Raw genomic sequence first — 26805 nt, forward strand, 5'->3', positions numbered from 1 at the left:
AACCAGGACGACATCCGGGAAGAGCTGGCGGCGCTGACTGAGGCCGCCAAGGGCGAACCGCCCTCGGAATTCAACTACACGCTGGCCGAAGGCCTTGCCAGGCGAGCACACGCGGCAGCGAATGCCTTTGGACGTATCAACTCGCTGTACGAGGAACTGCAAAAGCAGAACAACACCGCCAGCATCGGCCTGCATGCCTGGTTCGTCGCGCTTGGGCGACAGGTGCTGCGTAGCGGAGCCCCCAACAGTGCAGACCGGGCGCTGCACCATGGCCTGCGACTGACGTTGTTTGCGTCGGTGCATGAGACCGCGCTCGACATTCGTCTGAGCGAAGCCGCTCGAAATGGACAATCGCTCAGCTCTCAACGCAGCGGTGGCCAGATTGCACGCTTTCTGGACCAGGCCTGGGCTGAAAGCCTGATGCAGGCAGACGGCAAGAAAAGTGACTTCTACAAAGTGCGTGCCGCCAGCCTGGTCTGCCTGCTGGAAGGCATGCTGATGGCGTTCAAGGCGCGGGAGCTGCCCGACAGTGATGCGCGAGTGAAGACCGAACTCCTGGCGGCTGCGATGACCACGGCAGCAGCTGGCTTTGAAATCGGCGCCAGCTATGTGGACCAGGTAGCAACCCGATACGGCACTAAGAGTGTGACCGGGAAAGGGGCAGCAGCGACATTGGGAAGGTTGAAACTATGGGGCGCTGGACTGGCGGGCATCGGAGGCTCACTGCTCGCGTGGTGGGATTTCACTGATTCGGATGAACATCTCAACAACAGCCACATTGGAACCAACAAACAGACTCAAAAAAAATCCAGAATCTTAGCCACTACGTACCTTGCAAGAGGGATGGCCACAATAACCCTTTCGCTGGCAGAGTTAGGAACAGCAATTGCGATTGCAAAGCCTCTCTTCGACTACCTATCTCAGAACGCAAAAACAAAAGCCGTGCGCATGCTTACCAAATCCATGAGCATTCTAGCAAAAAACCTTGGAAAACAAGCCGCTCGCCTATTGCTTGCGCGCTTAGTATTAGGAGCATTTTGGGTAGGACTGGCCTTGACAATAATAATCTACATATTCGAAGACGACGCACTGGAAGAATGGTGCAAACGCAGCACTTACCGCTTAACAAAAAGCTCGAAGCCCTATTCGGACGAAGAAGAACTGGCAGAACTTTACTCAGCTTTCAACGAGGTCCTGTAATGTACTTGGTCGAATGGGGGTTCTGGAAAATGGCCACTGAGTCGGTGGCCGCACGTAAAGCGTACGAAGCGGAACTGACACCCCAAGAAAAGCGCGATAGCCAGGATATATATGAAAACGAGATAGAAGAAGAAATGCACTTCCGATCCGTCAGTGACAAACCAACCTCTAGAGGACCTGTTTTTGCTTTTAACGACACATTTTTAGAAATGCGCTGCGGTGGTTCAGAAGAAAAGCGCGGCCTTATCACACTCGCAACGCTCGGTGCTATCGTCCCCGCCATCGCTGCCGCACTCATCACAACCACTGACTTTCTATGGATGGATATTACGGATCCTGAGGGACGATCCGCAGTCACGCTTCTCACCACAGTTATAATGCTCTCTGTTACGTCAGCCATACTCTACCTTTACTCAAAGTATGGAATTCATTTAACCCGACTGGAAATGCTCACCAGCCGCTATCTGCTCATTCGGTTTAATCGAATAACTCAACAGGTCCACCTCCATCGACCAAAATATTGCGGCGGCATCTTAACACTCCCATGGGAAGCAACGTGGAGCACAGGCATCAGTCCAGAAGATGATTGGCTCAGCACGGGAATACGACTTGCCCTAATTTGGCACCCGAGCCGTACCGGTCTCCCGCACATGGAAATAGCCCAGATCGGCAAACAAGGCCAAGGCGGCAGTGAACTCCGCGACGAGTGGGAGTTCATTCGCCGCTACATGGAAGAAGGCCCGCACGCCGTCCCCCGCCCTCGCCTGAGCACCCAACTGCCCTCACCCATCCAGGCCTTCAGCGCCCAGTTCGAAGGCCTTGGTCGCTTCTTCCGCAAAAGCAGCTGGCTGTTCAAAGTCGTCCTGCTCATGATCTGGCCCGCGTTCGTCATCATCGGCACAGGCCATTGGCTCAGCCTGCTGCTGTGCTGGCGACCGCACTGGCCGAAAGTGATCCGCGAGGCCGGCATGCCCGGCAAGCCCGTGCCATCAGTGACGACGCTCAGCGACTACCCGTCAGCCATCCAGGAGCGCCTGCTCGCCAACGCCGACCGCTGGCAACTCAAGCCTGGCAGGCGCCCGGCGAAAAAATCGCGCAAGCGCAGCGCCCACCCATAAACCCTTCATGCCATCGCGACAGGTTACCGGCCCTGCGCTAACCTGCCCGCTTTGCCACAGGAAGGCGTGAAATGCAGGCGAACTTGGACATCCCCTCCCGCTTCATCATCCACGAAACCCGGCACTGGGTGCTGAACCACCGCATGAACAGCGCCCTGCCCGGTTACCTGATGCTCAGCGCACGGGCGCCGGTCAACTCACTGGCGGCCCTGCCCGTTGAGGCCCAGGCCGAGCTCGGCATTCTCATGGCGCGCACGCAGCAGGTGATGGAAGCGCAGCTGCAACCGGCGCGGTTGTACATGGGCCGGTATGGCCATGACGCGGGGTATGCCATCCACTTCCATTTCATCCCTGTTTACCCTTGGGTCGAAGCGCTGTTCTGGGCAGACGAGCGATACCGGGCGCTGCAGGCATTGGGCTGGACCGATAGCGTGCAGCCGCAAACCGACGGCGCCGAGTTGACGCTATACGTCTGGCGTGAGTTTTGTGAGCGCCCTGAACCACCGGCGATACAAGGGTATTCAGTGGACGAAGCCATTACCCTGTTGCGCAGCGCATTCTTGGACGGCTGCGCGCCGTATTGACTGAAATGGAAGCCTCCATGCGCCCCAACAAGGCTTGCCCCGTAGTCCTTTCATCCTCGCTGCCTGCAAAGATCCTGCTGTTTCGCCACCCTCAGGCCAGCGGCGACTCCACCACCTGCAGGCCATCCCCGGCTGCACCAGGCAGCTGGGCAGTACACCGATCAGGTCACTGCTGCGCAACACCTCCAGCAGCATCAGAAAGCTCGGCACCGACAGGCATACCCGCCGCGCCCTGCCGATACGCGCGAGCGCTTCATCGCTGACGCCGTGAACGGCACCGCTGCCCAGCGAGACGATTGCGTGCGCCAGCGTACAGAAGGTGTCGAGGTCCAGGTGCCCGGTGGCCCGATCGACATGCGCCGAGCAGTAGTCTGATCCCGTGCGATGCTCGCCTGATTCTGCAAATGATCGCGGCTAGAGCCCGATGGCCACCTCACGCTCGCCGCTCATGTACTGCGCCAGGCGACTGCGCAACCAGCGTTCGGCAGGGTCGCTGTCGGTGGTGCTCAACCAGACCATGGCCAGTTCCAGTGCAGCCGTCTCGAACGGCAACGTCTCGGCCTGAAGGTTGCCCCAGCGCTCCATGCCTTGCGCGGCATAATCCGGGCAGCAGGCCAGCAGGTCGGTGCCGGCCAGAATCGCCGGCAATGAACTGAACTGCGGCACCGACAACACCACCTTGCGTTCACGGCCGATTTCTTTCAGCCAGTCGTCGACCACGCCCTGCGTATTGGCGGTGGGCGAGACCTGAACGTGCGGGCGGGCGCAAAACTCATCCAGTGTCAGTGGGGTGGCTGACTTGTCGGCCCGCACCACCCTGCCCTGCAGGGTGCGCAGCACCTTGCGCTTGGCATTGGCTGGCAGCCCTCTGGTCTGGCTGATGCCAACCGTCACATCGCCTGCTGCCAGCAAATCCGGTATGCGCCAGTAATCCACATGCTGCACAACCACCACCACGTTCGGCGCCTCCACCCGCAGGGCCCGCAGCAGTGGCGGCAGCAAGCCCGACTCCACGTCATCGGACAAACCGATGCGAAACGTCATGTTGCTGGTCGCCGGGTCGAAGTCATGGGACAGGCTGAGGGCGATGGACATCGCATCCAGCGCCGGGGTGAGGTACTGGATCACCTCTTCGGCCCTGGCCGACGGTTCCATGCGGTTGCCCACACGGATCAGCAACGGGTCGTTGAACATCGCCCGTAACCTGGCCAGCGCGGCGCTGACCGTGGGCTGGGCGATGAACAGTTTTTCTGCCGCACGGGTGAGGTTGCGCTCCTGCATCAGGGCTTCGAACACCACCATCAGGTTGATATCGGCTTTGCGCAGTTCGTTTCGGTTCATTGGCGCTCCCGGGGCCATGCTTGTTTTGCGGGTCAATTGCAGCATTGACAGTAATCCTGACCCAGTCAAAGGTGCAGACTTGTATCGCCAGTGCTGGCAACCTACTTTCCAAAGCCCGAATCAGGCTGCGTTGCCCCAGACAACCCAATCCGGCTACCCTTCCCACTCTTCCCTTCCGGCTTCCCCTGCCGTGCACCGCCCAGGCGTTGATTCGCGAAGCGGTCATTCATGATGCCGACCCTTGCATGGCCGCCAATCCCCGGCGTGCCCACCCGCCATCAATACATTCAGGATGACCTCATGATCATTCGCCAAGGCAATGTTGCCGACTACCCGCAGCTGCTCGACATCTGGCTGCGCGCCGTGCGCGCGACGCACCACTTTCTACAACCCGCCGACATCGACGCGTTGCTGCCACAGCTGCGCGACATCTACTTCCCGGCCGTCGAGCTGTGGGTAGCAGTCGACACAGATGACCAGCCGCTGGGCTTCATCGGCTTCAACGAGCAGCATGTGGAAATGCTCTTCGTCGACCCCGACCTTCATGGGCAAGGCATCGGCCGCGCGCTGCTGGACTTCGGCCGCCAATCGCGCCATTCAATGAGTGTCGACGTCAACGAGCAAAACCCGCAGGCTGTGGGCTTCTACCGGCATTACGGTTTCATCCAGACAGGCCGTTCGCCGCTGGATGGCGAGGGCCGGCCATTTCCGTTGCTGCACATGAGCTTGCCCATAGGGAGTGATTGAGACGCACGCATGGCAATGGGTCACCAGGTGCTTGCCGTAAGATATGCAGCGCCTTCGAAATCGAGCGCCGCCCGCGCGGCGCTCGATCTCACAGACGCCGCATCAATTACGTCGAACAATAAGAAAAACAAGAAAAGCCCTGAACACCCACAATTATGTTTCTTAATTAATGCCAAACACGCGATCTAGACTCACTAATTCTCACTTTACCCGCTGGGGGCGAGCCAGAGCGCCGACAGTGCCGACAGTGCCGACAACGTGATCATCCCGTCCACGGTGGTGCGTGGCATTGGCCAGCCGTTCATCATGGTGGCGTTGTCGGTGCTGGCGGTGGCCGGGCTGGACAAGCGCGAGCCCGGCTCGGCTTCGGCGGTGTTCTCCATGCTGCGCGCCCAGCGGGCCGCGTGAGGGGACTGGTACACTGTGCCTCCACACACTGTGCCCGACAGACCAACCGTATGAACCCGACGCGCTACGCCATCGTGGCAAAGGACTTGATGCAAGGCATCGCCAGCGGCCGCTATCCGGTGGGCAGCCTGCTGCCGACCGAGTTCGAGCTGTGCGACCTGTACGGCGTAAGCCGGCACACGGTGCGTGCGGCCATCGACCAACTGCTCGGACAAGGGCTGGTTTCGCGGCGCAAACGCGTGGGCACCCGGGTGGAGGCCAGCAGCCCGCTCGGTGGCTATTCACAGTCGCTGGCCAGCGTGGCCGACCTTGCACACCTGGCCGAAACCCAGCAGCGGGAAATCCAGGATGTGAGGCACTTCGTCGCCGACCTGAGCGAGGCGACACGGTTAGGGTTGGTACCGGGGGAGCATTACTTCTGCGTGTCCAGCATCCGCATCGACCGCCTGCACAGTGCCGCACCGCTGTGCTGGACCGACGTGTATGCGCAGCGCGACTATGCCCAGGTCATCGAACTCGCCCGCGAGCACCCCGACCAGCTGATTGCCGGGTTGATCGAACAGCACTATGGCCGGGCGATCGCGGTGGTCGACCAGCAGGTGCGGGCGGTGTTACTGAGCGCAGAAATGGCCTGCGCGCTGAAAGCCGAGGCGGGCTCACCGGGGCTGAAGATCATTCGCCATTATCGCGAGGAAAACGGCGATTTGATGGCGGTTTCAGAGACGGTGCATCCGGATGACCGCTTTACCCTGGTCACCCAGATGCGCCGGGATCGCTCGCCTGTCTGATCCCAGGCACGCAAGGCCGCTCCTAGAGGGGCCGCAATTGCTGCTCGGCCTCGATCAATTGCTTGCTGCGCACCGACACCACCCGATGATCCCGCGCCAGCCACCCATACACCGTCGGCAGCACGAACAACGTGAACAAGGTGCCCACCAGCATCCCGCACACAATCACCACCCCCAGCCCGAAGCGGCTGTTGGCCCCGGCACCACTGGCGAACAGCAGCGGCAGCACGCCAAAGGTCATCGCCGCCGTGGTCATCAGCACAGGCCGTAAACGTATCTGCGCAGCGCGGACGATAGCCGCCGCCCGATCAAGGTTGTCGCGCACCTGGATCTCGTTGGCGAACGCCACCATCAGGATGCCGTGCTTGCTGATCAGGCCAATCAACGTCACCAGTCCGATCTGCGTGTAGATGTTCAACGTGGCCCAGCCTAGCGCCAGCGGCAGCAGCGCACCGCAGATCGACAGCGGCACGGTCACCAGAATGATCAGCGGATCCACCAGGCTTTCGTACTGCGCCGCCAGCACCAGGTAGATCACCACCAACGCGGCAATAAACGCCCACATCAGGGCAAAGCCCTCCTGCACGTACTGCCGTGATTCCGATTGCCAGTCGTGGCTGAAGCCAGGCGGCAACTCACTGGCCAGCTGCTCAAGAAATGCCACGGCATTGCCCATCGACACACCCGACGCCAGTATCGCCTGCAAGGTGCTGGCATTTTGCTGATCGAATTGCAGCAAGCGATTAGGCGCAACCTCGATATCCAGGTGCACCACCGTGGCCAGCGGCACCAGGCTGTCGTCCTCGGCGCGCACATATTGGCGGTTCAACGCTGCAGGCGTCAGGCGCTGGTCCTGAATGCTCTGCGGAATCACGTCGTAGGAGCGTCCGAACAGGGCGAAACGGTTGAGGTACTGCTCGCCCACCAGCACACCCAGCGACTCGCCGATGGCCTGCATGCTGATGCCCAGGCTGGCTGCCTTGGCCCGGTCGATGCGCACCTTCACCACCGGGTTGTTGTAGTCCAGGTCACTGTCCACCACGGCGAACAAACCACTGTCGCGGGCACGCTGCTTGAGGGCTTCCATGGTCTGGTACAGCTCGGGGTAGTCATGGGCACTGCGCAGCACCATCTGCACCGGCAAGCCTCCGCTGGAACCCGGTAGCGAGGCCACCTGGAAGGCGAAAATGCTGCTGCCTTCGATGTCCGCTACCGCCTGTTGAAGCTGCGCCTGCACCTGTGCAGCAGAGCGCTCGCGGGCCTGCCAGGCACTGAGGTTGATGCCGCCGAAACTGGCGGCCGGGCCGTCGGTGCCGTTGATGATCCAGGTGTCGGTGGTTTCGGCAATGGACTTCATCACCTGGTCGAGCTTCTGCGCAAAGCGTTCCGCATAGTCCAGGCTGGCATGCTGCGGCGATTTGATAGCCGTGAGCACCGCCGCCTGGTCCTCGGGGGGTGCCAGTTCGCGCTGTGGCAGGAGGTACAGCCAGGGCAGGCTCAGGCACACCAGCAGTCCCACGCCGCCACTGATCCAGCGATGAGACAGGGTGTAAGCCAGCACCCGCCCGTAAGCCCCGGTCAGCGCCCCGAACAACCGGTCCGCCAGGTTGGCCAATGCGCCGTGCTGCTGACCGGGTTGCAGCAGCAGCGAGCTCATCACCGGCGACAAGGTAAGCGCCACCACCCCAGACACGATCACCGCCCCCGCCAGGGTCAGGGCGAACTCGCGGAACAGCGTGCCGGTCAGCCCGCCCATCAGCCCGATTGGTGCATACACCGCCGCCAGCGTGAGGGTCATGGCAATCACCGGCCCGGCAATTTCCCGCGCCCCGGCCAGTGCTGCAGCAACCGGCGACTTGCCCTCCTCGATATGGCGGTGCACGTTCTCCACCACCACGATGGCATCGTCCACCACCAGGCCGATGGCCAATACCATCGCCAGCAAGGTCAGCAAGTTGAGGCTGAAGCCGAACAGCAGCATCAGGCCTGCGGCGCCGAGCATCGACAACGGGATGGCCACCACCGCGATCAACACGCTGCGCAGCGACCCCAGGCACAGCCAGATCACCAGCACCACGATCAGCATCGCTTCTACCAGGGTGCGCAGCACCTCGTGGATCGAGGCGTCGATGAAGCGTGCGGTCTCGTAGGCCAACGCCACATGCACGCCCGGTGGCAGGGTCTGCTGAATCTGCGGTAGCAGCTGGCGAATGCCCTCGACAATCACCAGCGGGTTGCCGGTTGGCGTGGGGAACAAGCCCAGGTGCACGGCCGGTTTGCCATCCATGGTGGCACTGGTCTGGGTGGCCGCCGCACTCAGCTCGACGGTGCCGACATCGCGCAGGCGTACCAGGTCGGTGCCCGCGTTACGGATGATCAGTTCGCGAAAGTCCTCGACCCGGGTGAGGTCGGTGTCCACCTGGATGTCGGCCAGCACGTACTGGCCGCGCACCTGGCCAGGCGTCGCCTGGTAGTTGTTGGCACGCACTGCCTGCGCCACATCGGCTGCCGTCACCCCGCGCCCGGCCATCCGCTCGCTGTCCAGCCACAGGCGCATCGCCAGGCGCTGCCCGCCGAACGACTGCACCTTGGCCACGCCGTCGATGCCGGAGAACTGCGGTTCCACCACCCGCGACAGGTAATCGCTCAGCTCGGGTATCGACAAGGTATCACTGGCAAAGCCTACGTAGGCCACGGCAGTGGAGTCACCTGCCGACAGCTCCACCACCGGGTCGTAGGCTTTTTCCGGCAGGCGATAGCGCACCTGATTGACCTTGGCCATGGTCTCGGCCAGCGCCTGGGTCGAGTCGCGGTTCAGCACCATGCGCAGGGTAATCAGGCTGCGCCCCTGCTGCGATGACGAGGACAGGTAGTCGATGCCCTCCACCGAAGACACCGCCTGGGTAATCGGTTGGGTCACGAAGCCTTGCATCAGCTCGGCAGAGGCCCCGGGATACTCGGTGCTGATGGTGATGGTCGAGCTTTCCAGCAACGGGTACTGGCGGATCGGCAGTTTGCCCATGGCAAACAGCCCCAGCAGGATGATCAGGCTGCTGACCACCAGCGCCAACACCGGGCGGCGCACGAAGACGTCGGTGAACTTCACGATTGCCGCCCTCCCTGGCTGGCCTGCAGGCTGTCCTGGGCCACCGGCTCGACAGACATGCCATCGTTCAGTTTCAGCTGGCCAGAGACCACCACCTGATCACCCGGCCCAAGGCCAGAGATCACCTCCACCAGCCCCTGCCAGCGCTCACCGGTGGTGACCTGCACCCGTTTCACACGGGTGCCATGCTCCGCGTCCCGGGTGGCGACGAACACCGTCTGCCCATAGGCGGTGTAGGTAATTGCGGTTTCTGGTACGGCCAGCACCGTCGACGGCTGTGCCGCGTCCAGGCGTACGCTGGCGTACATGCCCGGCTGCAACTGCCCGTCCGGGTTCACCAAGGCGGCCTGCACCTGCACCAGGCGCGCCTTGCTGACAACCGGGTCGACCGCCACTACCTGGGCCTTTAAGCCTCGGCCGCGCACGGCATCCACATCCAGTACCAGCACCTGCCCCACCTGCACGTCGGGCGCAGCCTGCTCGCCCAAGGAGAAGTTGACGTGCAACTGGCGGGTATCTGCCAGGCTGACGATGGTCTCGCCAGCGCCCAGGTATTGGCCCTGATGTACCCGGCGAATGCCCAGCTTGCCAGCGAACGGCGCACGGATGGCCTTCTGCGCGATCAACGCCTCGACGTGCTGCAACTCGCCACTGGCCACATCCACGGCAGTGGCGGCGTTATCGAACAGCTCCTGCGATACAGCATGCATAGCCAACAGTTTGCGGCTGCGCTGCAACACCACTTCGGCGTTACGCAGTTTGGCCCGCAACTGCTGACGCTGGGCCTGCTCCGGGGCGTCATTGAGCTGCACCAGTAACTGCCCGGCCGTGACGGTCTGCCCAGACTCGAACGCGATACGGGTAATGCGCCCCGCCACCTCGGCCGCCACCTGCACCTGGTTGACCGCCTCCAGCTCCCCCGAGGCAAAGTTCTGCCGCGCCACCTGCACCTGCTCGGCCGTGGCCAACGCCACCTTGGTTGCCGGCCATGCGGCAGCAGCGGGTTGCATCGAGCTGTTGCCCACCAGCGCATAGGCGCCCGCCAGCACACCTGCCACAACGCCGGCACAGGCCAGTAACGTCCTTTTGTTCATGCAGTGCTCCGATCAATCAGGAAAGCGGTTGCGGGGAAGATCGGGCAGGACTATAAGAGCTCAACTTAACTTGAGGTCAACAGGCATGGCAGCGGACAACACGCGGATGCTCACGGTAGGCGAAGTGTCCAGGCGCAGCGGCGTGGCGGTGTCTGCGCTGCACTTCTACGAGTCCAAGGGGCTGATCGCCAGTGTCCGCACCGCCGGCAATCAGCGCCGCTTTCCCGCGCTGGTGCTGCGTACGCTGGCGATCATCAAGGTGGCGCAGCGCACCGGTATTGCGCTGGAGGAAATCAAACAGGCCTTCAGCCGTTATGCACCCAACAGCAAGCTCACGGCGGCGCAATGGGGCGAGATGTCCACGGCCTGGCGCGAAGACCTGAACGCCCGCATCCGCACGCTGGAGGCACTGCGCGACAGCCTGGACAACTGCATTGGTTGCGGTTGCCTGTCGCTGGAAGACTGCCCGCTGCGTAACCCCGAGGATGTGCTGGGCAAGGAAGGTAGCGGAGCGCGGATTCTCGAAAAGAAGGCCCGCTAGCCGCACGCGTGTCAGTCGCCTTTGCCCAGCACAAAGCGGTCAAAGTGCTCGATGTGCTCATCCAGGTTGTCTTCGAGCATCATCCGGTACTGCTCGCAGAAGTACTTCAGAATCTCTTCCCGGGCGGCTGCCAGCTCCGCGCCGCTCTTGAAGCTGCGGGCGCTCATCCAGGCACTGAAACGGGTCGCGCCGAAGGTGAGCGAGGCGCTGACCTTGCCCAGGTCTTCGAATTTTTCGATCTGCTGGTTGGCCAGGTCGATGTGCGCATCGGCGCGGTCGTAAAAGGCCTGATCGGTAGCTTGGGTCATTGCGGTTCACCTGGTAACGGAAGCCCAAGCCTTGCATGGTGGCGCGCATACGTGCAAGGCTGAAAAAGGATCACCCGCAATGAAAAAGGAAGCAAAGCACCTCATGCCAGGAATCACACGTATCCATCGCTACTTGCGCCCACTGCCTGCAAACCGGACTGCAGCCAGTGGGCGTGACCTCAAAGACAAACACGTCATCCGCCTCGCCTCCAAACTCGCAACACTGCTCTGCACGCCCCGCTCTGCCCCGCCTTACCTCTGTGTCACGCCCGAGCGTGCACCTGCCAAACGCCTGCCCCCGACCTGACTGCCAACGCTGCAGCGCACAACGCCGTTCTCGCTTGCTACAGGCGGGATGTCTGACGCACTTACAGGGGCAACACTCATGCTTTTATTTCAAGGCAAACAGATTCACAGCGCCATCTTCGACATGGATGGCACCCTCTTCGACACCGAGCGCCTGCGCTTCAGAACGCTCAAGCAAGCCTCGCTGGAAATCTTCGGCAAGGCACTGGGCGAACACACACTGATCGGCTCGCTGGGCCTGAGCGCGAAAAAAGCCGAAGCCCTCGCCAAGGCGCACAACGGTGAAGACTTCCCTTATGCTGAAATCCGCAAACGCGCGGATGAACTTGAGCTGGAGTACGTGCGCAATCACGGCGTACCGATCAAGGCAGGCCTGCTGGAAGTGCTGGAGCGCCTGCGCAAGTCGGGCCTGACCATGGCGGTAGCCACGTCCAGCCGCCGTGCCATCGCCGAGGAATACCTGATCAACGCCAATGTGCTGAAGTACTTCGATATCACCGTGTGCGGCGATGAAGTAAGCCAGGGTAAACCCCACCCCGAGATTTTCCTGAAAGCCGCCCGCGCGCTCAATTGCGAGCCGGGCCAATGCTTCATGGTCGAGGACTCGGAGAACGGCATGCTCTCGGCAATGCGCGCTCAGGGGCAGGCGATCCTTATCGAAGATATCAAACCGCCGGCCCCCGAGATCAAGGCAGGCGCGCTCAAGGCCTACCGCAGCATGACCGAGTTCCTGGCCGATTTGAGCGAGTGCGTTCCCGACCTGGGCATGCCCGAATTGAACGACACCTTCCCGGCCTCCATGAACCAGTTCCGCGTGGGCATTCATGGTTTCGGCGCCATCGGGGGTGGCTACCTGACGCAGGTCTTTTCCCATTGGGATGGCTACACCCGGCCTTGTGAGATCATTGCCGCGACCCGCTCGCGCATGCTGCGTGAAAGCGTCAATGCCTTCGGCCGTTACAGCGTGCGCTACGGGGCCACTTCGTTCGACCAGACCATCGACAATGTGCGCATGATCGACATGGACGATGATGATGCACTGGTCCACATGTACACCGCTGCCGAAATTGTCGGCCTCAGCCTGCCCGAGCAGGCCATCCGCAACCAGGCGCAGGTGATTGCCAAAGGCCTGTTGAAGCGCTTCGAACGCCGTGGCCGTGAGCTGACGTTGCTGATCGTGCTGAACAAGGTGGGCGGCGCTGCGTTTGTGCGCCGCCATGTGCAAGCGGAGCTGGCATTGCTGTGCCCGCCAGCAATCGGCGAGCAAGTGCTGGAAAAGACCCACTTCGCCGAAACGGTGGTCAGCCGCATCGTCTCCAAGCTCAGCAACGACGCTCTGGTACGGCAACTGCGCATCAAGTCGCAGATGTTCCAGAACAGCCTGGAAGACGAGCCGGCGGTCGCCACAAAGGCATCGACGCCAGTGCCTGAATACGAACGACTGATCGGGCGCTTCAGGCCCTTTGCCCAGCCCAGCAGTGCGATGAGCCAGTTGCACCTGATCCTGTTCAACAGCGAACCCGACATGCCGCTGTATGTAGAGCATGGCAGCGACCTGCTCGAACGCCTGCGCCAGGTGAAGACGGTGCCTGACATCACCCAGATCCAGGTCATCAAGAACCGCTTGTGGAATGGCCCGCATGCCATCGTTGCCTGGTACGCCAGCCTGCTGGGCCATGACTCGGTAGGCCAAGGTATGGGCGATGCACAGGTGAGCGAACTGGCCGAGCGCCTGATTCACCAGGAAGTCGGCCCCGCGCTGGTGGCGGAGTACCCACAGATGGCGGAAGTGGTCAGCCGTTTTGCCGATACCTTCCTGGAGCGCTGCAAAACCTCGTTCAAAGACCCTTGTGCCCGGGTGGGGCGCGACCCGTTGCGCAAGCTTCAGCGCAACGAACGCATTTTCAGCAGCATCGAGCTGGCCCACAAGCATGGTATTCAGACCCCCGGGCTTGCGTTGGGTGTGGCGCTGGCCCTGCATCACGCCCTGCATGGCAAAGAAACCAAGGACCTCGAAGCCCAGGCGATCAGGCAGGTGTACCAGGCCAATGACGCCAGTGTAGAAGCCGTGCTTACCCATGAGGGCGACTACAACGGTAAGCGTTTTCCAGGGTTGGACCCGGTCAGGGATGCGCAACTGATCACAGCAATTTCTGGTGCTTTCCGGCAACACATGCCAAAGGAAGTGATAACCGGACTGGACCAACCAAGCGTAGGCACCTGATGCCGTGATGCATCAAGGGCGTTGGCACCGCCACCCTGTGCGAGCGACTTTCTCGAGTAACCCTTGAATGCTGGGCACGACCACTGTGGGAGCGGGCGCGCCCGCGAACACGGGCGAAGCCCGTGCCATCTGCCGCATCGCCTGATTCGCGGGCATGCCCGCTCCCACAGTCACCGCGCCACTTTCAGATCCTGTAAAGAACCCAGGGCATGACACATCGCTTGCATATGACACCTTGTGTCATTAATATCGCGCTGTGTCCTGATGACAGCAACCTGTCCATCAGCAATCCATCGCCCTTTCCCATGCAGGTACCGCCCATGCCGACCACCATGCAGGCTCCCAAGGACCAACTGGTCAAACTCGCCCAGCAGCAAATGCTGACCGCGCTGGCCGACAACACCTACACCGCCCGGCAAAAGCTCGCCCTCACCTGCCGCATCCTCTTCGACGGCGGCCACGACTCAGGCCTCGCCGGGCAGATCACCGCCCGCGCGCAGGAGCCCGGCACCTACTACACCCAACAACTGGGCCTGGGCTTCGACGAAATCGCCGCCTCCAACCTGCTGGTGGTGGACGAGGACCTCACCGTGCTGCAAGGCCGCGGCATGGCCAACCCGGCCAACCGCTTCCACAGCTGGGTGTACCGCGCCCGCCCCGACGTCAACTGCATCATCCACACCCACCCGCTGCACAGCGCCGCGCTGTCAATGCTGGAAGTGCCGCTGGCCATCTCGCACATGGACCTGTGCCCACTGTTCGACGACTGCGCCTTCCTCAAGGAATGGCCCGGCGTGCCGGTGGGCAACGAAGAAGGCGAAATCATCGCGAAGGCAATTGGCGACAAACGCGCCATCCTGCTTTCCCACCACGGCCTGCTGATCGCCGGTGGCTCGATTGAAGAAGCCTGCGTGCTCGCCCTGCTGTTCGAGCGCGCGGCAAAGATGCAACTGCTGGCCATGGGCGCCGGTGACATACGCCCTATCCCCGAAGCACTGGGCAAAGAGGCCCACGACTGGATCTCCACCCCCAAACGTCATGGCGCCGCGTTCAGCTACTACGCACGCCGTGCCTTGCGTGCCCATGGCGACTGCCTGGGCTGATCGAAGCTGTACTCTTTCCTCAACAACGACAAAGGTGCCTGGTCATGTCTACACCTGTAATTCGCGGCGTTATCGGCTACACCATCACTCCCTTCACGGCAGACGGCACGCTCGACCTGGATGCGTTGGGCACGTCCATCGACAGCTTGATTGCAGGCGGTGTGCACGCCATCGCACCGCTGGGCAGCACCGGCGAAGGGGCCTACCTGTCCGACAGCGAATGGGAAACCGTGGTGCGCTTCAGCCAGGCACGCATCGCCGGGCGTGTGCCCAGCGTGGTCAGCGTCTCTGACCTGACCACTGCCCGCACCGTGCAGCGTGCCCGCCTGGCACAGGCCTGCGGCGCCACGGCAGTGATGGTGCTGCCCATCTCTTACTGGAAGCTCACCGAAGCCGAAGTGGTCGCCCACTACAAGGCGGTCGGCGCCGCCATCGACATCCCGATCATGCTTTACAACAACCCGGGCACCAGCGGCACCGACCTGTCGGTGGAGCTGATCCTGCGCATCCTGGGTGAAGTACCCAATGTGACCATGGTCAAGGAAAGCACCGGTGACATTCAGCGCATGCACCGCCTGTTCACCGCTACCGATGGCCAAGTGGCGTTCTATAACGGTTGCAACCCGCTGACCCTGGAAGCCTTGGTGGCCGGCGCTACCGGCTGGTGCACCGCCGCCCCCAACCTGATCCCGGCACTGAACCTGGCGCTGTGGGACGCCGTTCAGCAAGGCCAGCTGGCCGAAGCCCGCACGCTGTTCTACCGCCAGTACGAGCTGCTGGAGTACATCACCCGCCGAGGCCTGCCCACCACCATCAAGGCCGGTTTGAAACTGCTCGGCCAGGATGTCGGCGCCCCGCGCCTGCCCCTGCAGCCGCTGGATGCACAAGGCAGCGCTTACCTGAAAAACCTGCTGGTAGCGCTGGCCAGCTGACCCTGAAACCTGTCCGTCAGCCTGTGGCTGGCGGGCAGCGCATTTCTATAGAAGCAGCCTTGCGCTGTTCTACCTGATCTATACCAGAGGCAACCATGGACGCGCCTGTACAAAGCCCTTCAACCCCGTTTCGGGTGGCAGACATCCTTCACCCCGTTGTGGCAGGAATCGTTTCGGTCATCGTCAACTACGGTGGCACCTTCATCCTGGTGTTCCAGGCGGCCAAGGTTGCCGGGCTGAGCCCCGAGCTAACGTCGTCGTGGGTCTGGGCCGTGTCGATAGGCGTCGGCCTCAGCGGCCTGGCGCTGTCCTGGTACAGCCGCGCGCCGGTGATCACGGCCTGGTCCACGCCAGCCGCTGCGTTCCTGGTCACCGCCCTGGCCAACGTGCCCTACAGTGAAGCCATCGGCGCCTACCTGCTGTCGGCCGTCGGCTTCGTGGTGCTGGGGATTACCGGGTGCTTCGAGCGCCTGGTGCGGGTCGTCCCTGGCGGTGTTGCAGCCGGGCTTCTGGCCGGCATCCTGTTGCAGTTCGGTATGGGTGCCTTTGCCAGCCTGTCGGTGGACCCGGCCCTCGCCGGGCTGCTGATTGCGGCCTACGTGGCATTCAAGCGTTTTACCGCCCGCTACGCCGTGGTCGGCATTCTGCTACTGGGCCTCGGCTACTTACTGCTGCAAGGGCAAGTGGGCCTGACCACGTTCAAGCTGGAATTCGCCTCTCCGGTATTCACCGCGCCCACCTTCTCCCTCAACGCTACCCTCAGCGTGGCCCTGCCATTGTTCCTGATCACCCTCACCGGCCAGTACATGCCTGGCATGCTGGTACTGCGCAACGATGGCTTCACGACCAGCGCCAACCCGATCGTCGCGGTCACGGGCCTGGGGTCATTGCTGATGGCGCCGTTCGGTTCGCATGCCTTCAACATCGCCGCCATTACCGCAGCCATCTGCACCGGCAAGGAAGCCCATGAAGACCCAGACAAACGCTGGGTGGCAGGGATCGCCGCCGGTGTCTGCTACATCCTCGTGGGGGTGTTCGGGGTTACCCTGGCGAGTGTGTTCATGGCGCTCCCAGGCACGTTCATCACCACCCTGGCCGGCCTTGCCTTACTGGGTACCATCAGTGCCAGCCTGGCCAGCGCAATGGCCGATGCCCGTGCCCGCGAGGCGGCATTGATCACCTTTCTGGCGGCAGCTGCCAACATCAGCCTGTTCGGCATTGGCGGGGCCTTCTGGGGCCTGGTCATTGGCCTGCTGGCCCATGCTGCACTGAACGGCCGCCTCCCCGCTTTCAGCGGCAACTCCCGCTGAGCGGGCTTCCCTTCACCTTGCCGTGCGCCAGCGGCGCACGCCGTACAACAGGTATCGACATGCCCCAAGCTGGCCCCAAGTTGCTTACCCAAGTGGCTGCCGTGCACTTCGTCAGCCATGTGCACATCATGCTGATCCCGGCGTTATTGCCCGTGCTTCCCGGCCTGCTGCGGGTGGGCTTCGTCGAGCTCGGCGTTGCCTTGGCAGTATTCAACATCGTCTGCGCCCTGGTGCAGGCCCCGCTGGGTTACGCCGTCGACCACTATGGGGCGCGTAAAGTGCTCAAGGCCGGGCTGTTGCTGGGCAGCCTCAGTTTCCTGCTGCTGGCGGCCAGCCCGGGGTATGCGGTACTGCTGGTGGCGATGGCCATGGCTGGCCTGGCCAATGGTGTGTACCATCCGGCCGACTACGCACTGCTGGCCAACGGCATCGAGCCCGCACGCCTGGGGCGGTCGTTCTCGATTCATACCTTTGCCGGGTTCCTTGGCTCGGCGGTCACGCCAGCCGTGTTCCTCGGTATCGCCGCTGTGTTCGGCACGCGGGCGGCCCTGACGGCGGGCGCGGTAGTCGGGATAGCGGCATTGCTGCTGATCTCGATACCTGGCAGTGGCGTGTACCGGGTGGCAGGGCCTGGCAACCAAGCGGGCGCTGGTCCGGTCGCAGCGACAGGCCGCGTGCGTTTGTTCACACCCATGATCGGCGTGCTGACGGTGTTGTTCATCCTGCTCAACCTGAGCACCAGCGCCATTGAAAAGTTTTCCGTCGCCGCACTCGTACAAGGCCAAGGTCTGACCCTGGCCTGGGCCAACACCGCGCTCACCGCCTTCCTGCTGTGCAGCGCAGCGGGCGTGCTGTGCGGTGGTGCCTTGGCCGACCGTACCCGGCGCCATGGCCTGGTGGCTGCACTGGCTTTCGCGGCGGCGGCCGCGCTGACCGCGCTGGTGGCCCTGGGGCTGCTGCAGGGCTGGGCACTGGTGGTAGTACTGGGTGCCATCGGCCTGCTGACCGGGATCATCGCCCCGTCGCGGGACATGCTGGTCAAGGCGGCTGCACCGAAAGGCGCCGAAGGCAAAACGTTCGGGCTGGTGTCGACCGGGTTCAACATTGGTGGCGCCATCGGGCCGGTGGCGTTTGGCTGGATGCTCGACCAGCGCCTGCCAAACGGGATTTTCGTTGCATCGGTCGTGTTCATGGTGCTGACGGTGCTGCTGACCCTGGCGCAAGAGGCGTACCTGGCCAGGGCCCGCAACGCAGAACGACTGGCGCGCGCCGTGTAGGTGCGGCCTGGGCCTGTCATTTGGGTCGTTCAGGATGCCGGGTTGGCATGTACCACGCGCCCGCCTGCGGCCGGCCGATTGACGAACAACACATCCAGCACGCTGTTGCGCAAGCCCTTCAGCGCATTCCAGTTCGCCGAGGCATGCACATACTTCTCGCACAGCAGCCGCTGTTCAGCCTCGCTCAACCCCGGCTGGTCCGTTTCTCCCAAGGCAAACGCATGCAACTTGCGGCTGATCTCCAGCAAATCCTCCGGCAGCCTGTGCTCAGGCTGCTCGCCCAACGGCGCAAATGGCACGCCAGCCCGCACCGCCAGCGCTCGCATCACGCTCAAGTACACCCGGGACAACTGCCCCGCCACTTCCCGTTCACGGTACAACGCCGCATACACCTGCTTTTGCGCTTCATCTGGCCGGCCACCGGCAAGGGGCGCCTCCCAGCTCACGACCTGCGGCCTGGGCTCGCGGCTATCGGGATACGCCGACGCCAACAAGGCGCTTACCGTGGCGTGCGCACGGCTTTGCTCGGCACGCATGCCCACCGGTACACGCTGGGACTGCGGCTTGCACAGCAGCACCTGCTCCAGCATGGTTTCCGGGTAACCGCCCCCGATATTCGAATGCACCCCCGGCAACACAATGTCGTGACCACTGCCCACCAGCGGAAAGTTATGCCGCTGCTCATCCCCCGCCACCAGTTGCACCACCTGCCGGGCAATGCCTGCCCTGAGGCCAAGGCGCAGGCCGCCCTGGCGGCTATCGGCGGGATCGAAGTCGCCCTGCAACGGCGCGATGATCGCTGCCACGGTGTCGAACAGGCCGATAAAGTTGATGGAAGTGTCGCACGCTATCGGCAACAACCCACCCGCGCCATCCTGTAGCAGATTGGCCAGATGCCGTGCCGCCGCCGCCCCGCGGCTGAAACCGAACAGGTCGAACTCGACCCGCGCCACGGCTGCCTGCGGATGCGCCCGGCACCAGCCACGCAGTTGTTCGGCCATCCCCTGCAAAGCCTCGGCGACCCTCGCCTCAACCCCCGTGCGCCCACGACCGGTGGCCGCGGCATAGGTATGGTCCGCCTCACCTGCCAGGGTACCCACGCCTTCCACGTAGCGTTTCAGAAACACCAGGGTGCCATCGGCATCAGCCTCACCCGCCGGATACAGGGCATGCAACAGGGCCACATTGCTCAGGGCATTGCCATAGCTGCCGCGCGGTTCATCCACGGCCATGGCATTGTGCAGGTTGTTACCGGTGCCATCGAAAAACACGCCAACACGCAGGGTGGCAGGTGTGGGGATTGGCGTGCTACCGCTGCTCATTTTCATCATCGTGCCTTCTGCTTGCCTGAAAAGCACAAGCAGGCGCCAGCACGCCTTCACCGACCATCAGACAATGGCCAGCCTTACCTGGGACATTTCTGTACCGGCGAGCCCCGTAACGATAAATTTACCCGCCGCCATTGGTCGCCGCCCCCCCGGATAGATTAAAGTATCAGCCCTTGCCAGGGCCGCTACCGTCAGCCGCCTCAGGCCCCACACCAGGAACCGTCGCCGATGGAACACCGTGAAGCGCTGATCGCGCTGCGCACCTTTCTTTCTTCCCAGATCCTAGGCCAGGAGAAACTGGTCGAGCGGCTGTTGATCGTGCTGCTGGCCGACGGCCACATGCTGGTGGAAGGCGCACCGGGCCTGGCCAAAACCAAGGCCATCAAAGAACTTGCCGAAGGCATCGAAGCGCAGTTCCATCGCATCCAGTTCACCCCCGACCTGCTCCCGGCCGACATCACCGGCACCGAAATCTATCGCCCGGAAACCGGCAGCTTCGTATTCCAGCAGGGGCCGATCTTCCACAACCTGGTGCTGGCCGACGAAATCAACCGCGCCCCGGCCAAGGTGCAATCGGCACTGCTCGAAGCCATGGCCGAGCGCCAGGTCAGCGTGGGCCGCAGCACCTACGACCTGTCGCCGCTGTTCCTGGTCATGGCCACGCAGAACCCCATCGAGCAGGAAGGCACCTACCCGCTGCCCGAAGCCCAGCTCGACCGGTTCCTGATGCATGTAAAAATCGGCTTCCCCGACGCGGCGGTGGAGCGGCGCATCCTGGCGCAAGCCCGTGGCGAAGCCCTGGGCGGCGAGACCAAGCCCGAGCGCCGGGTCAGCCAGCAGGCCATCTTCGCCGCGCGCAAGGAAATCCTTGGCCTGTACATGGCCGACGCGGTAGAGGAATACCTGGTGCAGCTGGTCATGGCCACCCGCACCCCGGCCAAGTTCGACGCCGAGCTGGCCGACTGGATCGCCTACGGCGCCAGCCCGCGCGGCTCCATCTCGCTGGACCGCTGCGCGCGTGCCCACGCCTGGCTGGCCGGGCGCGACTTCGTCAGCCCCGAAGACATCCAGGCGGTGCTGTTCGACGTGCTGCGCCACCGCATCATCCTCTCGTTCGAGGCCGAGGCGGCGGGGATCGACCAGGACCGCGTGGTCCAGCGCATCCTCGACGTCGTCGCCGTTGCCTGAGCCCATGCCCACCGCGCAGCTGGCCGAGCCCGGTATCCGCATCGGCCTTGCCGAGCTGATCGACATGCGTCACCGCGTGCGCGAAATCCAGCTGTTTTCCAAGCCCGGCCAGCGCAGCCCGCTGGTGGGCCTGCACCATTCCAAGCTGCGCGGGCGCGGGGTGGACTTCGACCAGGTGCGCGTGTACCAGGCCGGCGACGATGTGCGCAATATCGACTGGCGGGTGACCGCGCGCACCCAGGAGCCGCACACCAAGCTGTTCCACGAAGAGCGCGAGCGGCCGATCTTCATCCTCGTCGAGCAAAGCCAGCGGCTGTTTTTCGGCTCGGGGCTGATGTTCAAGTCAGTGTTGGCAGCCCAGGCCGCTGCCCTGTTCGGTTGGGCCGCGCTCGGCCACAACGACCGCATTGGTGGTTTGGTGTTCGGCGATAACGAACACCACGAAATCAAACCTCGGCGCAGCAAGCAAAGCCTGCTGCAACTGCTCAACCGCCTGGCCAAGGTCAACCAGGCACTGCACACCGAAGCCACGCCCGGGGCCGACAGCCTAGGCCTGGCCCTGCGCCGCGCCCGCGAAGTGCTGCGCCCCGGCAGCCTGGCCATCGTGATTTGCGATGAACGCTCGCTTAGCGCCCAGGTGGAACAGCACCTGGCCATGCTTTCTCGCCATTGCGACCTGCTGTTGCTACCCGTGTCCGATCCACTCGACCATGCCCTGCCGGCCGCCGGCCTGCTGCGCTTCGCCCAGCGCAGCGCCCAGCTGGAGCTCGACACCCTCGATGCCAACCTCCGCCAGGCCTACCGCCAGCAGGCCGAAGCCCGCATCGAGCGCTGGGAACTGATGGCACAGAAGCTGCGCGTGGTCCTGATGCCACTGAGCACGCAAAGCGAAATGATCGAGCAACTGCGCGAATACCTGAACGCACAGCGGCCACGGAGCGCGTCATGAACCCTCTCGACCAGTTGCACCCGCTGATCGACCCGGCACCCATCGGTTTATGGCCACCGGCACCGGGCTGGTGGCTGTTGCTGGCGCTACTGCCGCTGCTGGGCTGGGGCCTGTGGCGGCTGCGCCGCTGGCGCCCGGGCAAACGCCGCATCGTGCGTGCCGAGCAACCGCTCGACCCGGTGCGCGTGGCCGCCCTGGCCGAGCTGGCCCTCCTGCCACGCCCCTACGATGGCGCACCGGCCGGCGCCTGGCTGCAACAGATCAACGCCCTGCTCAAGCGCCTGTGCCGCAACCACTACCCCGGTGCCAACAGCCACACCCTCAACGGCCGCCAATGGCTGGCGTTTCTCGACAACCGCTGCCCGGCCGCCGGCCTGACCCGCTGGATGGTGCTGGTCGAAGGCGCCTACAAACCCGAGTGCAAGCTCGACGACAAAGCCATCGCCGGGCTCAGCCAGGCCGTGGAAACCTGGATCCGCAAGCATGTTTGAACTGGCCTGGCCGTGGGTCTTCGCCCTGTTACCGCTGCCATGGCTGGCACGCCTGCTGCTGCCTGCAGCCGACAGCGGCGAGCCGGTGCTCAAGGTGGGCTTCCTCAACGAACTGGAAGGCCTGGCCGGGCGACGCGCGCGGCTCAACCTGCCGACCTGGCGCCAGCAGGCACCGTTCGTGGTCATCTGGCTGTTGCTGCTGTGCGCAGCTGCCCGCCCGCAGTGGCTGGGCGATCCGGTGCCGGTGGCCGCCAGCGGCCGCGACCTGCTGGTGGCGGTTGACGTGTCCGGGTCGATGGACTTCCCCGACATGCAGTGGAAGAACGAAGACATCAGCCGCCTCGACCTGGTCAAGGCGCTGATGGGCGACTTTCTGCAGGACCGCGAAGGTGACCGCGTGGGCCTGATCCTGTTCGGCAGCCAGGCCTACCTGCAGGCGCCGCTCACCTTTGACCGGCGCACCGTGCGCACCTTCCTCGACGAAGCACAAATCGGCATCGCCGGTAAAAACACCGCCATCGGCGACGCCATTGGCCTGGCAGTCAAACGCCTGCGCCAGCGCCCGGCACAAAGCCGGGTGCTGGTGCTGATCACCGACGGTGCCAACAACGGTGGGCAGATCCACCCACTGACCGCCGCCCGCCTGGCGGCCCAGGAAGGCGTGCGCATCTACACCATCGGCATCGGCGCCAACCCCGAAGCCAGTGGCACCCCTGGCCTGCTGGGCCTCAACCCGAGCCTGGACCTGGACGAAGCCGCGCTCAAGGAGATTGCCGACATCACCCACGGCGCCTACTTCCGCGCCCATGACGGCGCCGAACTGGTCGCCATCGGCGACACCCTCGACCAGCTGGAACCGGTGGCCCAGCAACCGACCCAGGCACGCACGGCCCAGGCCCTGTACGCCTGGCCCCTGGCGCTGGCGCTACTGCTTAGCGTGCTGCTGGTGGTGGCCGTGCAATGGCCCGACAACCTGCTGCAACGCCTGCTGCGCAAGCCGCGCTTTCTGCAACCGCACCCGGAATGGCGCCAGCGCCTGAAGCGCCTGCGTTTAAGGAGGCGGCGATGATCGACCTGTGGCCCCAATGGCTACGGCCGCTCTGGCTGCTGGCCGTGCCCCTGCTCGGCTGGCTGTTGTACAAGCTGTGGCACCGGCGCAAACGCGCCGGGCGCTGGCAGATGATTCTGCCGCCGGCGTTCCATGGCGTCTTGCTGGGCGGCGGTAGCGGCAGCACCAGCAAACTGCCATGGGTGGCGCTGGGCCTGGCCTGGGCGCTGGTGATCCTGGCCCTGCTCGGGCCCAGCTGGCAACGCGTCGAAGAAAACCGCCAACGCCCGGCCGACCCGCTGGTGATCCTGCTGGAGCTGACCCCGCAGATGCTTGCCGAAGACAGCCCGCCCAACCGCCTGGAGCAGGCTCGGCGCAAAATCCTCGACCTGCTCGAACACCGGCGCGACAGCCAGACGGCGCTGGTGGTGTATGCCGGTTCGGCACACACGCTGGTGCCGCTGTCCGATGACCTGGCCACCACCCGCAACCTGCTGGAGGCCATCGACCCGTCGATCATGCCGCAAGCGGGCCAACGCGCCGACCTGGCCGTGCAAAAGGGCCTGGCGCTGCTCGCCCAGAGTGGTTTGGGCCAAGGCCGTCTGCTGCTGATCGGCTCGTCGCTCAGTGCGCCGGAGCGCCAGGGCATCAGCCAGGCCCTCGGCCGCCAAGGCCCCAGCCTGTTGATGCTGGGCATCGGCAGCCGCGAAGGTGCCCCGGTGCGCCAGGCCAACGGCGAATTCCTGAAAGACAACCAAGGTGGCATCCTCTTGCCACGCCTGGAAAGCGCCAGTCTCAAGGGTTTCATCAGCGGTACCGGCGGGCGCTACCGGCATGCCCGCATCGACGACCTCGACCTGCGCGGCCTGGGCCTGTTCGACAACCCGCGTACCGCGCGCAATGACGGCCAGACCCTGCAACTGGACAGCTGGGCAGACCAAGGCTACTGGCTGCTGATCCCGCTGTTGCTGCTGGCAGCCTGCGCCGGCCGGCGAGGCTGGCTGTTCTGCCTGCCGCTGCTGCTGGCCTTGCCGCAGCCCAGCCAGGCCTTCGAGTTCAACGACCTGTGGCTGCGCCCCGACCAGCAAGGCCGGCGCCTGCTGGAACAAAACCGCCCGGCCAGCGCCGCGCGTCACTTCCAGGACCCACAGTGGCGCGGCATGGCGCTGTACCAGGCCGGCGACTATGCCGGTGCCGCCGAAGCGTTTTCTCAGGGCGACACGGCAGCTGCCCACTACAATCGAGGCAATGCCCTGGCCCGCAGCGGTGAACTGGAGGCCGCCCTGGACGCCTACGAGCAAGCCCTGGAGCGCCAGCCCGACCTGCAAGCGGCGCTGGACAACCAGGCGCTGGTGCAACAACTGTTGCAACAGCGCGAGGCCAAAGCCGAGGAACAACCGGCCAGCAGCGACGACCAAGGCACACCTGGCAGCGAAACCGAGGGCAACAGCAGCTCGGCCAGCAGCCCGGCCCAAGGCACGCCCGGCAACAACGAACAAGCCAGCGCCGAACAACCCGGCGAAGGCAGCAACAACAGCCAGGCCACGCCCGGTAACCAGGCGGGCAGTGACGACAGCGTGATCCAGCCGCCCCAGCGCCCGGTATCGACAAATCTCGATGCCGAGCAACGCCAGGCCCTGGAACAATGGCTGCGGGAGATCCCCGACAACCCGGCGGAGCTGCTGCGGCGCAAATTCTGGTATGAACAGCAATTGCATCAGGAAACCCCACGATGAGTCGCTTCGGCGTCTTGCTTCTCACCCTGCTGTGGGCCGTGCTGGCCCAGGCCGAACCGCTGCTGCAAGCCAGCGTCGACCGTACCCGCCTGGAAGCTGGCGAAAGCCTGGAACTGACCCTGGAAAGCCAGGACGTGACCCAGTTCGGCAAACCCGACCTGCGCGCCCTGGAAGGTGACTTCGAGGTACGCGGCACGCGCCAGCTGAACAGCCTGCACACCCTCGATGGCGAAACCCGCGCCAGCACCCGCTGGATCATTACCCTGCTGCCACGGCGCAGCGGCAGCCTGCGCATTCCTGAGCTGCAACTGGGCCAGTCGCACAGCCAGCCCATCGAGCTGCAAGTGCTGCAGGCTGATGCCAGCCGGCCCGACAGCGCCTCTCAGGTATTCATCGAGGCAACCCTCGACAGCACCGACGTCTATGTCCAGGCCCAGGCCATGCTGACCCTGCGCATCTACCACTCGGTAGCGCTGTACGACGACAGCAGCCTGAGCCCGTTGCAACTGGATAACGCCAAGGTCGAGCCGCTGGGCGAATCGCGCACCTATGAAAAGGAAATCAACGGCGTACGCCACGGCGTGATCGAAACCCGCTATGCCGTGTATGCCCAGCAAAGCGGCACCCTCGACATCCCGCCGTTGACCTTCACCGCCACGGCCGCTGCCAGCAGCGACGAAAGCGCGCAGGCCAATGCCACGGCCCGCGCCGGCCACCAGGTGCAGGTGAGTTCACTGCCGCTGCGCCTGACCGTGCGCCCCATTCCGGCCGCCTGGCCCGCCGGCGTACCTTGGTTGCCGGCGCGCAGCCTGACGCTGGAAGAACACTGGAACCCCGACCCCGGCAACCAGCAGGTACAGATTGGCGACTCGCTGACCCGTAACATCACCTTGCGTGCCGAAGGTTTGTCCAGCACCCAGCTGCCGCCACTGCCGGCCACCGAAATCACCGGTTTGCGCCGCTACCCAGACCAGCCGCTGCTACGCAACGAAATCAGCGACCGTGGCATGACCGCCAACCGCGAAGAGCGCGAAGCCTTGGTGCCCACCCACGCCGGCACGCTGGCCCTGCCGGCGCTGGAAGTGGCCTGGTGGAACACCCGCGAAGACCACCTGGAGCACACCAGCCTGCCAGCGCGCACCCTGAACGTGCAGGATAACCCGGCATTGGGCGCCGACACCCCGGTAGGTGACAACAGCAGCGCCAGTACCCTGCTGTGGCCCTGGCAGCTGGCCACCTTGGTGTTCGCCCTCACCACCGTGCTGGGCTTCGCCCTGTGGTGGCGCGCCCGCTCACAACCGGCGGTGCTGCGCGCCGCGCAGAACGGGCCAAGCCCACGCACCCTGCTGGACGACCTCAAGCGCGCCTGCCAGGCCAACGACCCTCAGGCCACGCGTCAGGCACTGGACGCCTGGGCCCGGCAGCAGCCGGAGACATTGGCCGAAATGGCGGCGCGCTTCGTGCCGTTGTCGGATGCGCTGGACGGGTTGAACGGGGCGCTGTACAGCGAGAGTGGCCAGTATTGGCAGGGTGAGGAATTGTGGCGGGCAATCGGCACCATCCCTCCGGCCGAGCAAGTGTTGTTGCCGGCCGGGGAGAATGGCGGGTTGCCGCCGCTTTATCCCAAGTAATGGGCTGCCTGAGCCGGCCTCTTTGCGGGTAAACCCGAGCCCACAGC

21 protein-coding genes and 2 pseudogenes are annotated in these 26805 nt (G+C 63.9%); 18 read left to right on the plus strand and 5 right to left on the minus strand.

From position 1 onward, the window contains the following. The 3 genes and pseudogenes from D906_RS13990 to D906_RS14000 all read left to right on the plus strand — a co-directional run. A pseudogene (locus tag D906_RS13990) lies at positions 1-1200 on the plus strand (hypothetical protein); the annotation flags it as partial. Then, a complete protein-coding gene (locus D906_RS13995) occupies positions 1200-2318 on the plus strand; it encodes a DUF6708 domain-containing protein (protein ID WP_081744219.1) in 1119 nt (372 codons plus the stop codon). The pseudogene D906_RS13990 and the gene D906_RS13995, both read left to right, overlap by 1 nt. A 71-nt stretch (positions 2319-2389) precedes the next feature. Beyond that, complete coding sequence (locus D906_RS14000; protein WP_019097021.1) at positions 2390-2902, plus strand: HIT family protein; 513 nt, start codon at positions 2390-2392, stop codon at positions 2900-2902. Positions 2903-3316: 414 nt separating this feature from the next. Here D906_RS14000 and D906_RS14005 read toward each other — a convergent pair whose 3' ends face one another. Then, positions 3317-4243 (minus strand): LysR substrate-binding domain-containing protein, encoded by a 927-nt coding sequence (locus tag D906_RS14005; protein WP_050587795.1) that lies wholly within the window; start codon positions 4241-4243, stop codon positions 3317-3319. Between the two features lie 300 nt (positions 4244-4543). Between D906_RS14005 and D906_RS14010 the strand changes: the two genes are divergently transcribed. The 3 genes and pseudogenes from D906_RS14010 (at position 4544) to D906_RS14015 (ending at position 6186) form a co-directional block, all read left to right on the plus strand. Then, on the plus strand, positions 4544-4990 hold the full coding sequence (locus D906_RS14010; protein ID WP_019097018.1) for an acetyltransferase: 447 nt from the start codon (positions 4544-4546) through the stop codon (positions 4988-4990). 240 nt (positions 4991-5230) lie between these two features. Beyond that, positions 5231-5380, plus strand: a pseudogene (locus D906_RS26620) (EmrB/QacA family drug resistance transporter); the annotation flags it as partial. Between the two features lie 68 nt (positions 5381-5448). Next, a complete protein-coding gene (locus D906_RS14015; RefSeq protein WP_027609526.1) occupies positions 5449-6186 on the plus strand; it encodes a GntR family transcriptional regulator in 738 nt (245 codons plus the stop codon). Positions 6187-6208: 22 nt separating this feature from the next. Here the strand turns inward: D906_RS14015 and D906_RS14020 are convergent, their stop codons facing one another. Together D906_RS14020 and D906_RS14025 are read right to left on the minus strand one after the other, a co-directional pair. After that, complete coding sequence (locus tag D906_RS14020) at positions 6209-9292, minus strand: MexW/MexI family multidrug efflux RND transporter permease subunit (protein WP_027615847.1); 3084 nt, start codon at positions 9290-9292, stop codon at positions 6209-6211. Continuing rightward, positions 9289-10386 (minus strand): efflux RND transporter periplasmic adaptor subunit, encoded by a 1098-nt coding sequence (locus D906_RS14025; protein WP_027615848.1) that lies wholly within the window; start codon positions 10384-10386, stop codon positions 9289-9291. The genes D906_RS14020 and D906_RS14025 overlap by 4 nt, the downstream gene beginning before the upstream one ends. 85 nt (positions 10387-10471) lie before the next feature. Between D906_RS14025 and soxR the strand changes: the two genes are divergently transcribed. Further along, complete coding sequence (soxR, locus tag D906_RS14030) at positions 10472-10927, plus strand: redox-sensitive transcriptional activator SoxR (RefSeq protein ID WP_019097014.1); 456 nt, start codon at positions 10472-10474, stop codon at positions 10925-10927. A gap of 11 nt (positions 10928-10938) precedes the next feature. Here the strand turns inward: soxR and D906_RS14035 are convergent, their stop codons facing one another. Beyond that, the gene (locus tag D906_RS14035; protein ID WP_016714831.1) at positions 10939-11235 is read right to left on the minus strand and encodes a DUF3144 domain-containing protein; all 297 of its coding nucleotides are present in this window, start codon (positions 11233-11235) and stop codon (positions 10939-10941) included. Between the two features lie 385 nt (positions 11236-11620). Between D906_RS14035 and mtlD the strand changes: the two genes are divergently transcribed. The 5 genes from mtlD to D906_RS14060 all read left to right on the plus strand — a co-directional run bounded on the left by mtlD (position 11621) and on the right by D906_RS14060 (position 18387). Beyond that, complete coding sequence (gene mtlD, locus D906_RS14040; protein ID WP_027615849.1) at positions 11621-13765, plus strand: bifunctional mannitol-1-phosphate dehydrogenase/phosphatase; 2145 nt, start codon at positions 11621-11623, stop codon at positions 13763-13765. Between the two features lie 320 nt (positions 13766-14085). Then, on the plus strand, positions 14086-14868 hold the full coding sequence (locus D906_RS14045) for an aldolase (RefSeq protein ID WP_027615850.1): 783 nt from the start codon (positions 14086-14088) through the stop codon (positions 14866-14868). Between the two features lie 44 nt (positions 14869-14912). Beyond that, positions 14913-15800, plus strand: coding sequence for a dihydrodipicolinate synthase family protein (locus D906_RS14050; protein ID WP_019097009.1), 888 nt, complete (start codon positions 14913-14915; stop codon positions 15798-15800). Positions 15801-15895: 95 nt separating this feature from the next. Beyond that, positions 15896-17110 (plus strand): benzoate/H(+) symporter BenE family transporter, encoded by a 1215-nt coding sequence (locus tag D906_RS14055; RefSeq protein WP_019097008.1) that lies wholly within the window; start codon positions 15896-15898, stop codon positions 17108-17110. Between the two features lie 59 nt (positions 17111-17169). Beyond that, positions 17170-18387, plus strand: coding sequence for an MFS transporter (locus D906_RS14060; protein WP_027615851.1), 1218 nt, complete (start codon positions 17170-17172; stop codon positions 18385-18387). A 29-nt stretch (positions 18388-18416) separates the two neighbouring features. On the opposite strand, the gene D906_RS14065 is transcribed toward D906_RS14060, so the two are convergent. After that, positions 18417-19718 carry a DUF2235 domain-containing protein gene (locus D906_RS14065; protein WP_016714825.1) on the minus strand — a complete coding sequence of 434 codons (1302 nt, stop codon included), beginning with the start codon at positions 19716-19718 and terminating at the stop codon, positions 18417-18419. A 225-nt stretch (positions 19719-19943) separates the two neighbouring features. Here D906_RS14065 and D906_RS14070 point away from each other — a divergent pair, with 225 nt between their 5' ends. Genes D906_RS14070 through D906_RS14095 form a run of 6 tightly spaced genes read left to right on the plus strand, consistent with a single transcriptional unit; the run spans position 19944 to position 26758 of the window. Then, positions 19944-20903 (plus strand): MoxR family ATPase, encoded by a 960-nt coding sequence (locus D906_RS14070; protein WP_016714824.1) that lies wholly within the window; start codon positions 19944-19946, stop codon positions 20901-20903. A 4-nt stretch (positions 20904-20907) separates the two neighbouring features. After that, positions 20908-21852: a DUF58 domain-containing protein gene (locus tag D906_RS14075; protein ID WP_016714823.1), complete on the plus strand. Its 945-nt coding sequence runs from the start codon at positions 20908-20910 to the stop codon at positions 21850-21852. After that, positions 21849-22343, plus strand: coding sequence for a DUF4381 domain-containing protein (locus D906_RS14080; protein ID WP_016714822.1), 495 nt, complete (start codon positions 21849-21851; stop codon positions 22341-22343). The genes D906_RS14075 and D906_RS14080 overlap by 4 nt, the downstream gene beginning before the upstream one ends. Further along, positions 22336-23412: a VWA domain-containing protein gene (locus tag D906_RS14085; protein ID WP_016714821.1), complete on the plus strand. Its 1077-nt coding sequence runs from the start codon at positions 22336-22338 to the stop codon at positions 23410-23412. The genes D906_RS14080 and D906_RS14085 overlap by 8 nt, the downstream gene beginning before the upstream one ends. Next, on the plus strand, positions 23409-25127 hold the full coding sequence (locus D906_RS14090; RefSeq protein WP_025754924.1) for a tetratricopeptide repeat protein: 1719 nt from the start codon (positions 23409-23411) through the stop codon (positions 25125-25127). Before D906_RS14085 ends, D906_RS14090 begins: the two co-directional genes overlap by 4 nt. After that, positions 25124-26758 (plus strand): BatD family protein, encoded by a 1635-nt coding sequence (locus D906_RS14095; RefSeq protein ID WP_027615852.1) that lies wholly within the window; start codon positions 25124-25126, stop codon positions 26756-26758. The genes D906_RS14090 and D906_RS14095 overlap by 4 nt, the downstream gene beginning before the upstream one ends. Positions 26759-26805: the final 47 nt, after the last annotated feature.

Origin of the sequence: Pseudomonas sp. LAIL14HWK12:I1 (genome assembly GCF_003202095.1) — a bacterium.
Taxonomy (GTDB): Bacteria; Pseudomonadota; Gammaproteobacteria; order Pseudomonadales; family Pseudomonadaceae; genus Aquipseudomonas; species Aquipseudomonas monteilii.

What these genes read in the sequence shown, in the direction of transcription:
- D906_RS14035 (WP_016714831.1), bottom strand. Translation starts at nt 11,235, where the DNA reads ATGACCCAAGCTACCGATCAGGCCTTTTACGACCGCGCCGATGCGCAC.
- D906_RS14095 (WP_027615852.1), top strand. Translation starts at nt 25,124, where the DNA reads ATGAGTCGCTTCGGCGTCTTGCTTCTCACCCTGCTGTGGGCCGTGCTG.
- D906_RS14075 (WP_016714823.1), top strand. Translation starts at nt 20,908, where the DNA reads ATGCCCACCGCGCAGCTGGCCGAGCCCGGTATCCGCATCGGCCTTGCC.
- D906_RS14055 (WP_019097008.1), top strand. Translation starts at nt 15,896, where the DNA reads ATGGACGCGCCTGTACAAAGCCCTTCAACCCCGTTTCGGGTGGCAGAC.
- D906_RS14060 (WP_027615851.1), top strand. Translation starts at nt 17,170, where the DNA reads ATGCCCCAAGCTGGCCCCAAGTTGCTTACCCAAGTGGCTGCCGTGCAC.
- D906_RS14045 (WP_027615850.1), top strand. Translation starts at nt 14,086, where the DNA reads ATGCCGACCACCATGCAGGCTCCCAAGGACCAACTGGTCAAACTCGCC.
- D906_RS14010 (WP_019097018.1), top strand. Translation starts at nt 4,544, where the DNA reads ATGATCATTCGCCAAGGCAATGTTGCCGACTACCCGCAGCTGCTCGAC.
- D906_RS14015 (WP_027609526.1), top strand. Translation starts at nt 5,449, where the DNA reads ATGAACCCGACGCGCTACGCCATCGTGGCAAAGGACTTGATGCAAGGC.
- D906_RS14005 (WP_050587795.1), bottom strand. Translation starts at nt 4,243, where the DNA reads ATGAACCGAAACGAACTGCGCAAAGCCGATATCAACCTGATGGTGGTG.
- D906_RS13995 (WP_081744219.1), top strand. Translation starts at nt 1,200, where the DNA reads ATGTACTTGGTCGAATGGGGGTTCTGGAAAATGGCCACTGAGTCGGTG.
- D906_RS14090 (WP_025754924.1), top strand. Translation starts at nt 23,409, where the DNA reads ATGATCGACCTGTGGCCCCAATGGCTACGGCCGCTCTGGCTGCTGGCC.
- D906_RS14050 (WP_019097009.1), top strand. Translation starts at nt 14,913, where the DNA reads ATGTCTACACCTGTAATTCGCGGCGTTATCGGCTACACCATCACTCCC.
- D906_RS14085 (WP_016714821.1), top strand. Translation starts at nt 22,336, where the DNA reads ATGTTTGAACTGGCCTGGCCGTGGGTCTTCGCCCTGTTACCGCTGCCA.
- D906_RS14070 (WP_016714824.1), top strand. Translation starts at nt 19,944, where the DNA reads ATGGAACACCGTGAAGCGCTGATCGCGCTGCGCACCTTTCTTTCTTCC.
- D906_RS14065 (WP_016714825.1), bottom strand. Translation starts at nt 19,718, where the DNA reads ATGATGAAAATGAGCAGCGGTAGCACGCCAATCCCCACACCTGCCACC.
- D906_RS14080 (WP_016714822.1), top strand. Translation starts at nt 21,849, where the DNA reads ATGAACCCTCTCGACCAGTTGCACCCGCTGATCGACCCGGCACCCATC.
- D906_RS14000 (WP_019097021.1), top strand. Translation starts at nt 2,390, where the DNA reads ATGCAGGCGAACTTGGACATCCCCTCCCGCTTCATCATCCACGAAACC.
- soxR (WP_019097014.1), top strand. Translation starts at nt 10,472, where the DNA reads ATGGCAGCGGACAACACGCGGATGCTCACGGTAGGCGAAGTGTCCAGG.
- D906_RS14025 (WP_027615848.1), bottom strand. Translation starts at nt 10,386, where the DNA reads ATGAACAAAAGGACGTTACTGGCCTGTGCCGGCGTTGTGGCAGGTGTG.
- mtlD (WP_027615849.1), top strand. Translation starts at nt 11,621, where the DNA reads ATGCTTTTATTTCAAGGCAAACAGATTCACAGCGCCATCTTCGACATG.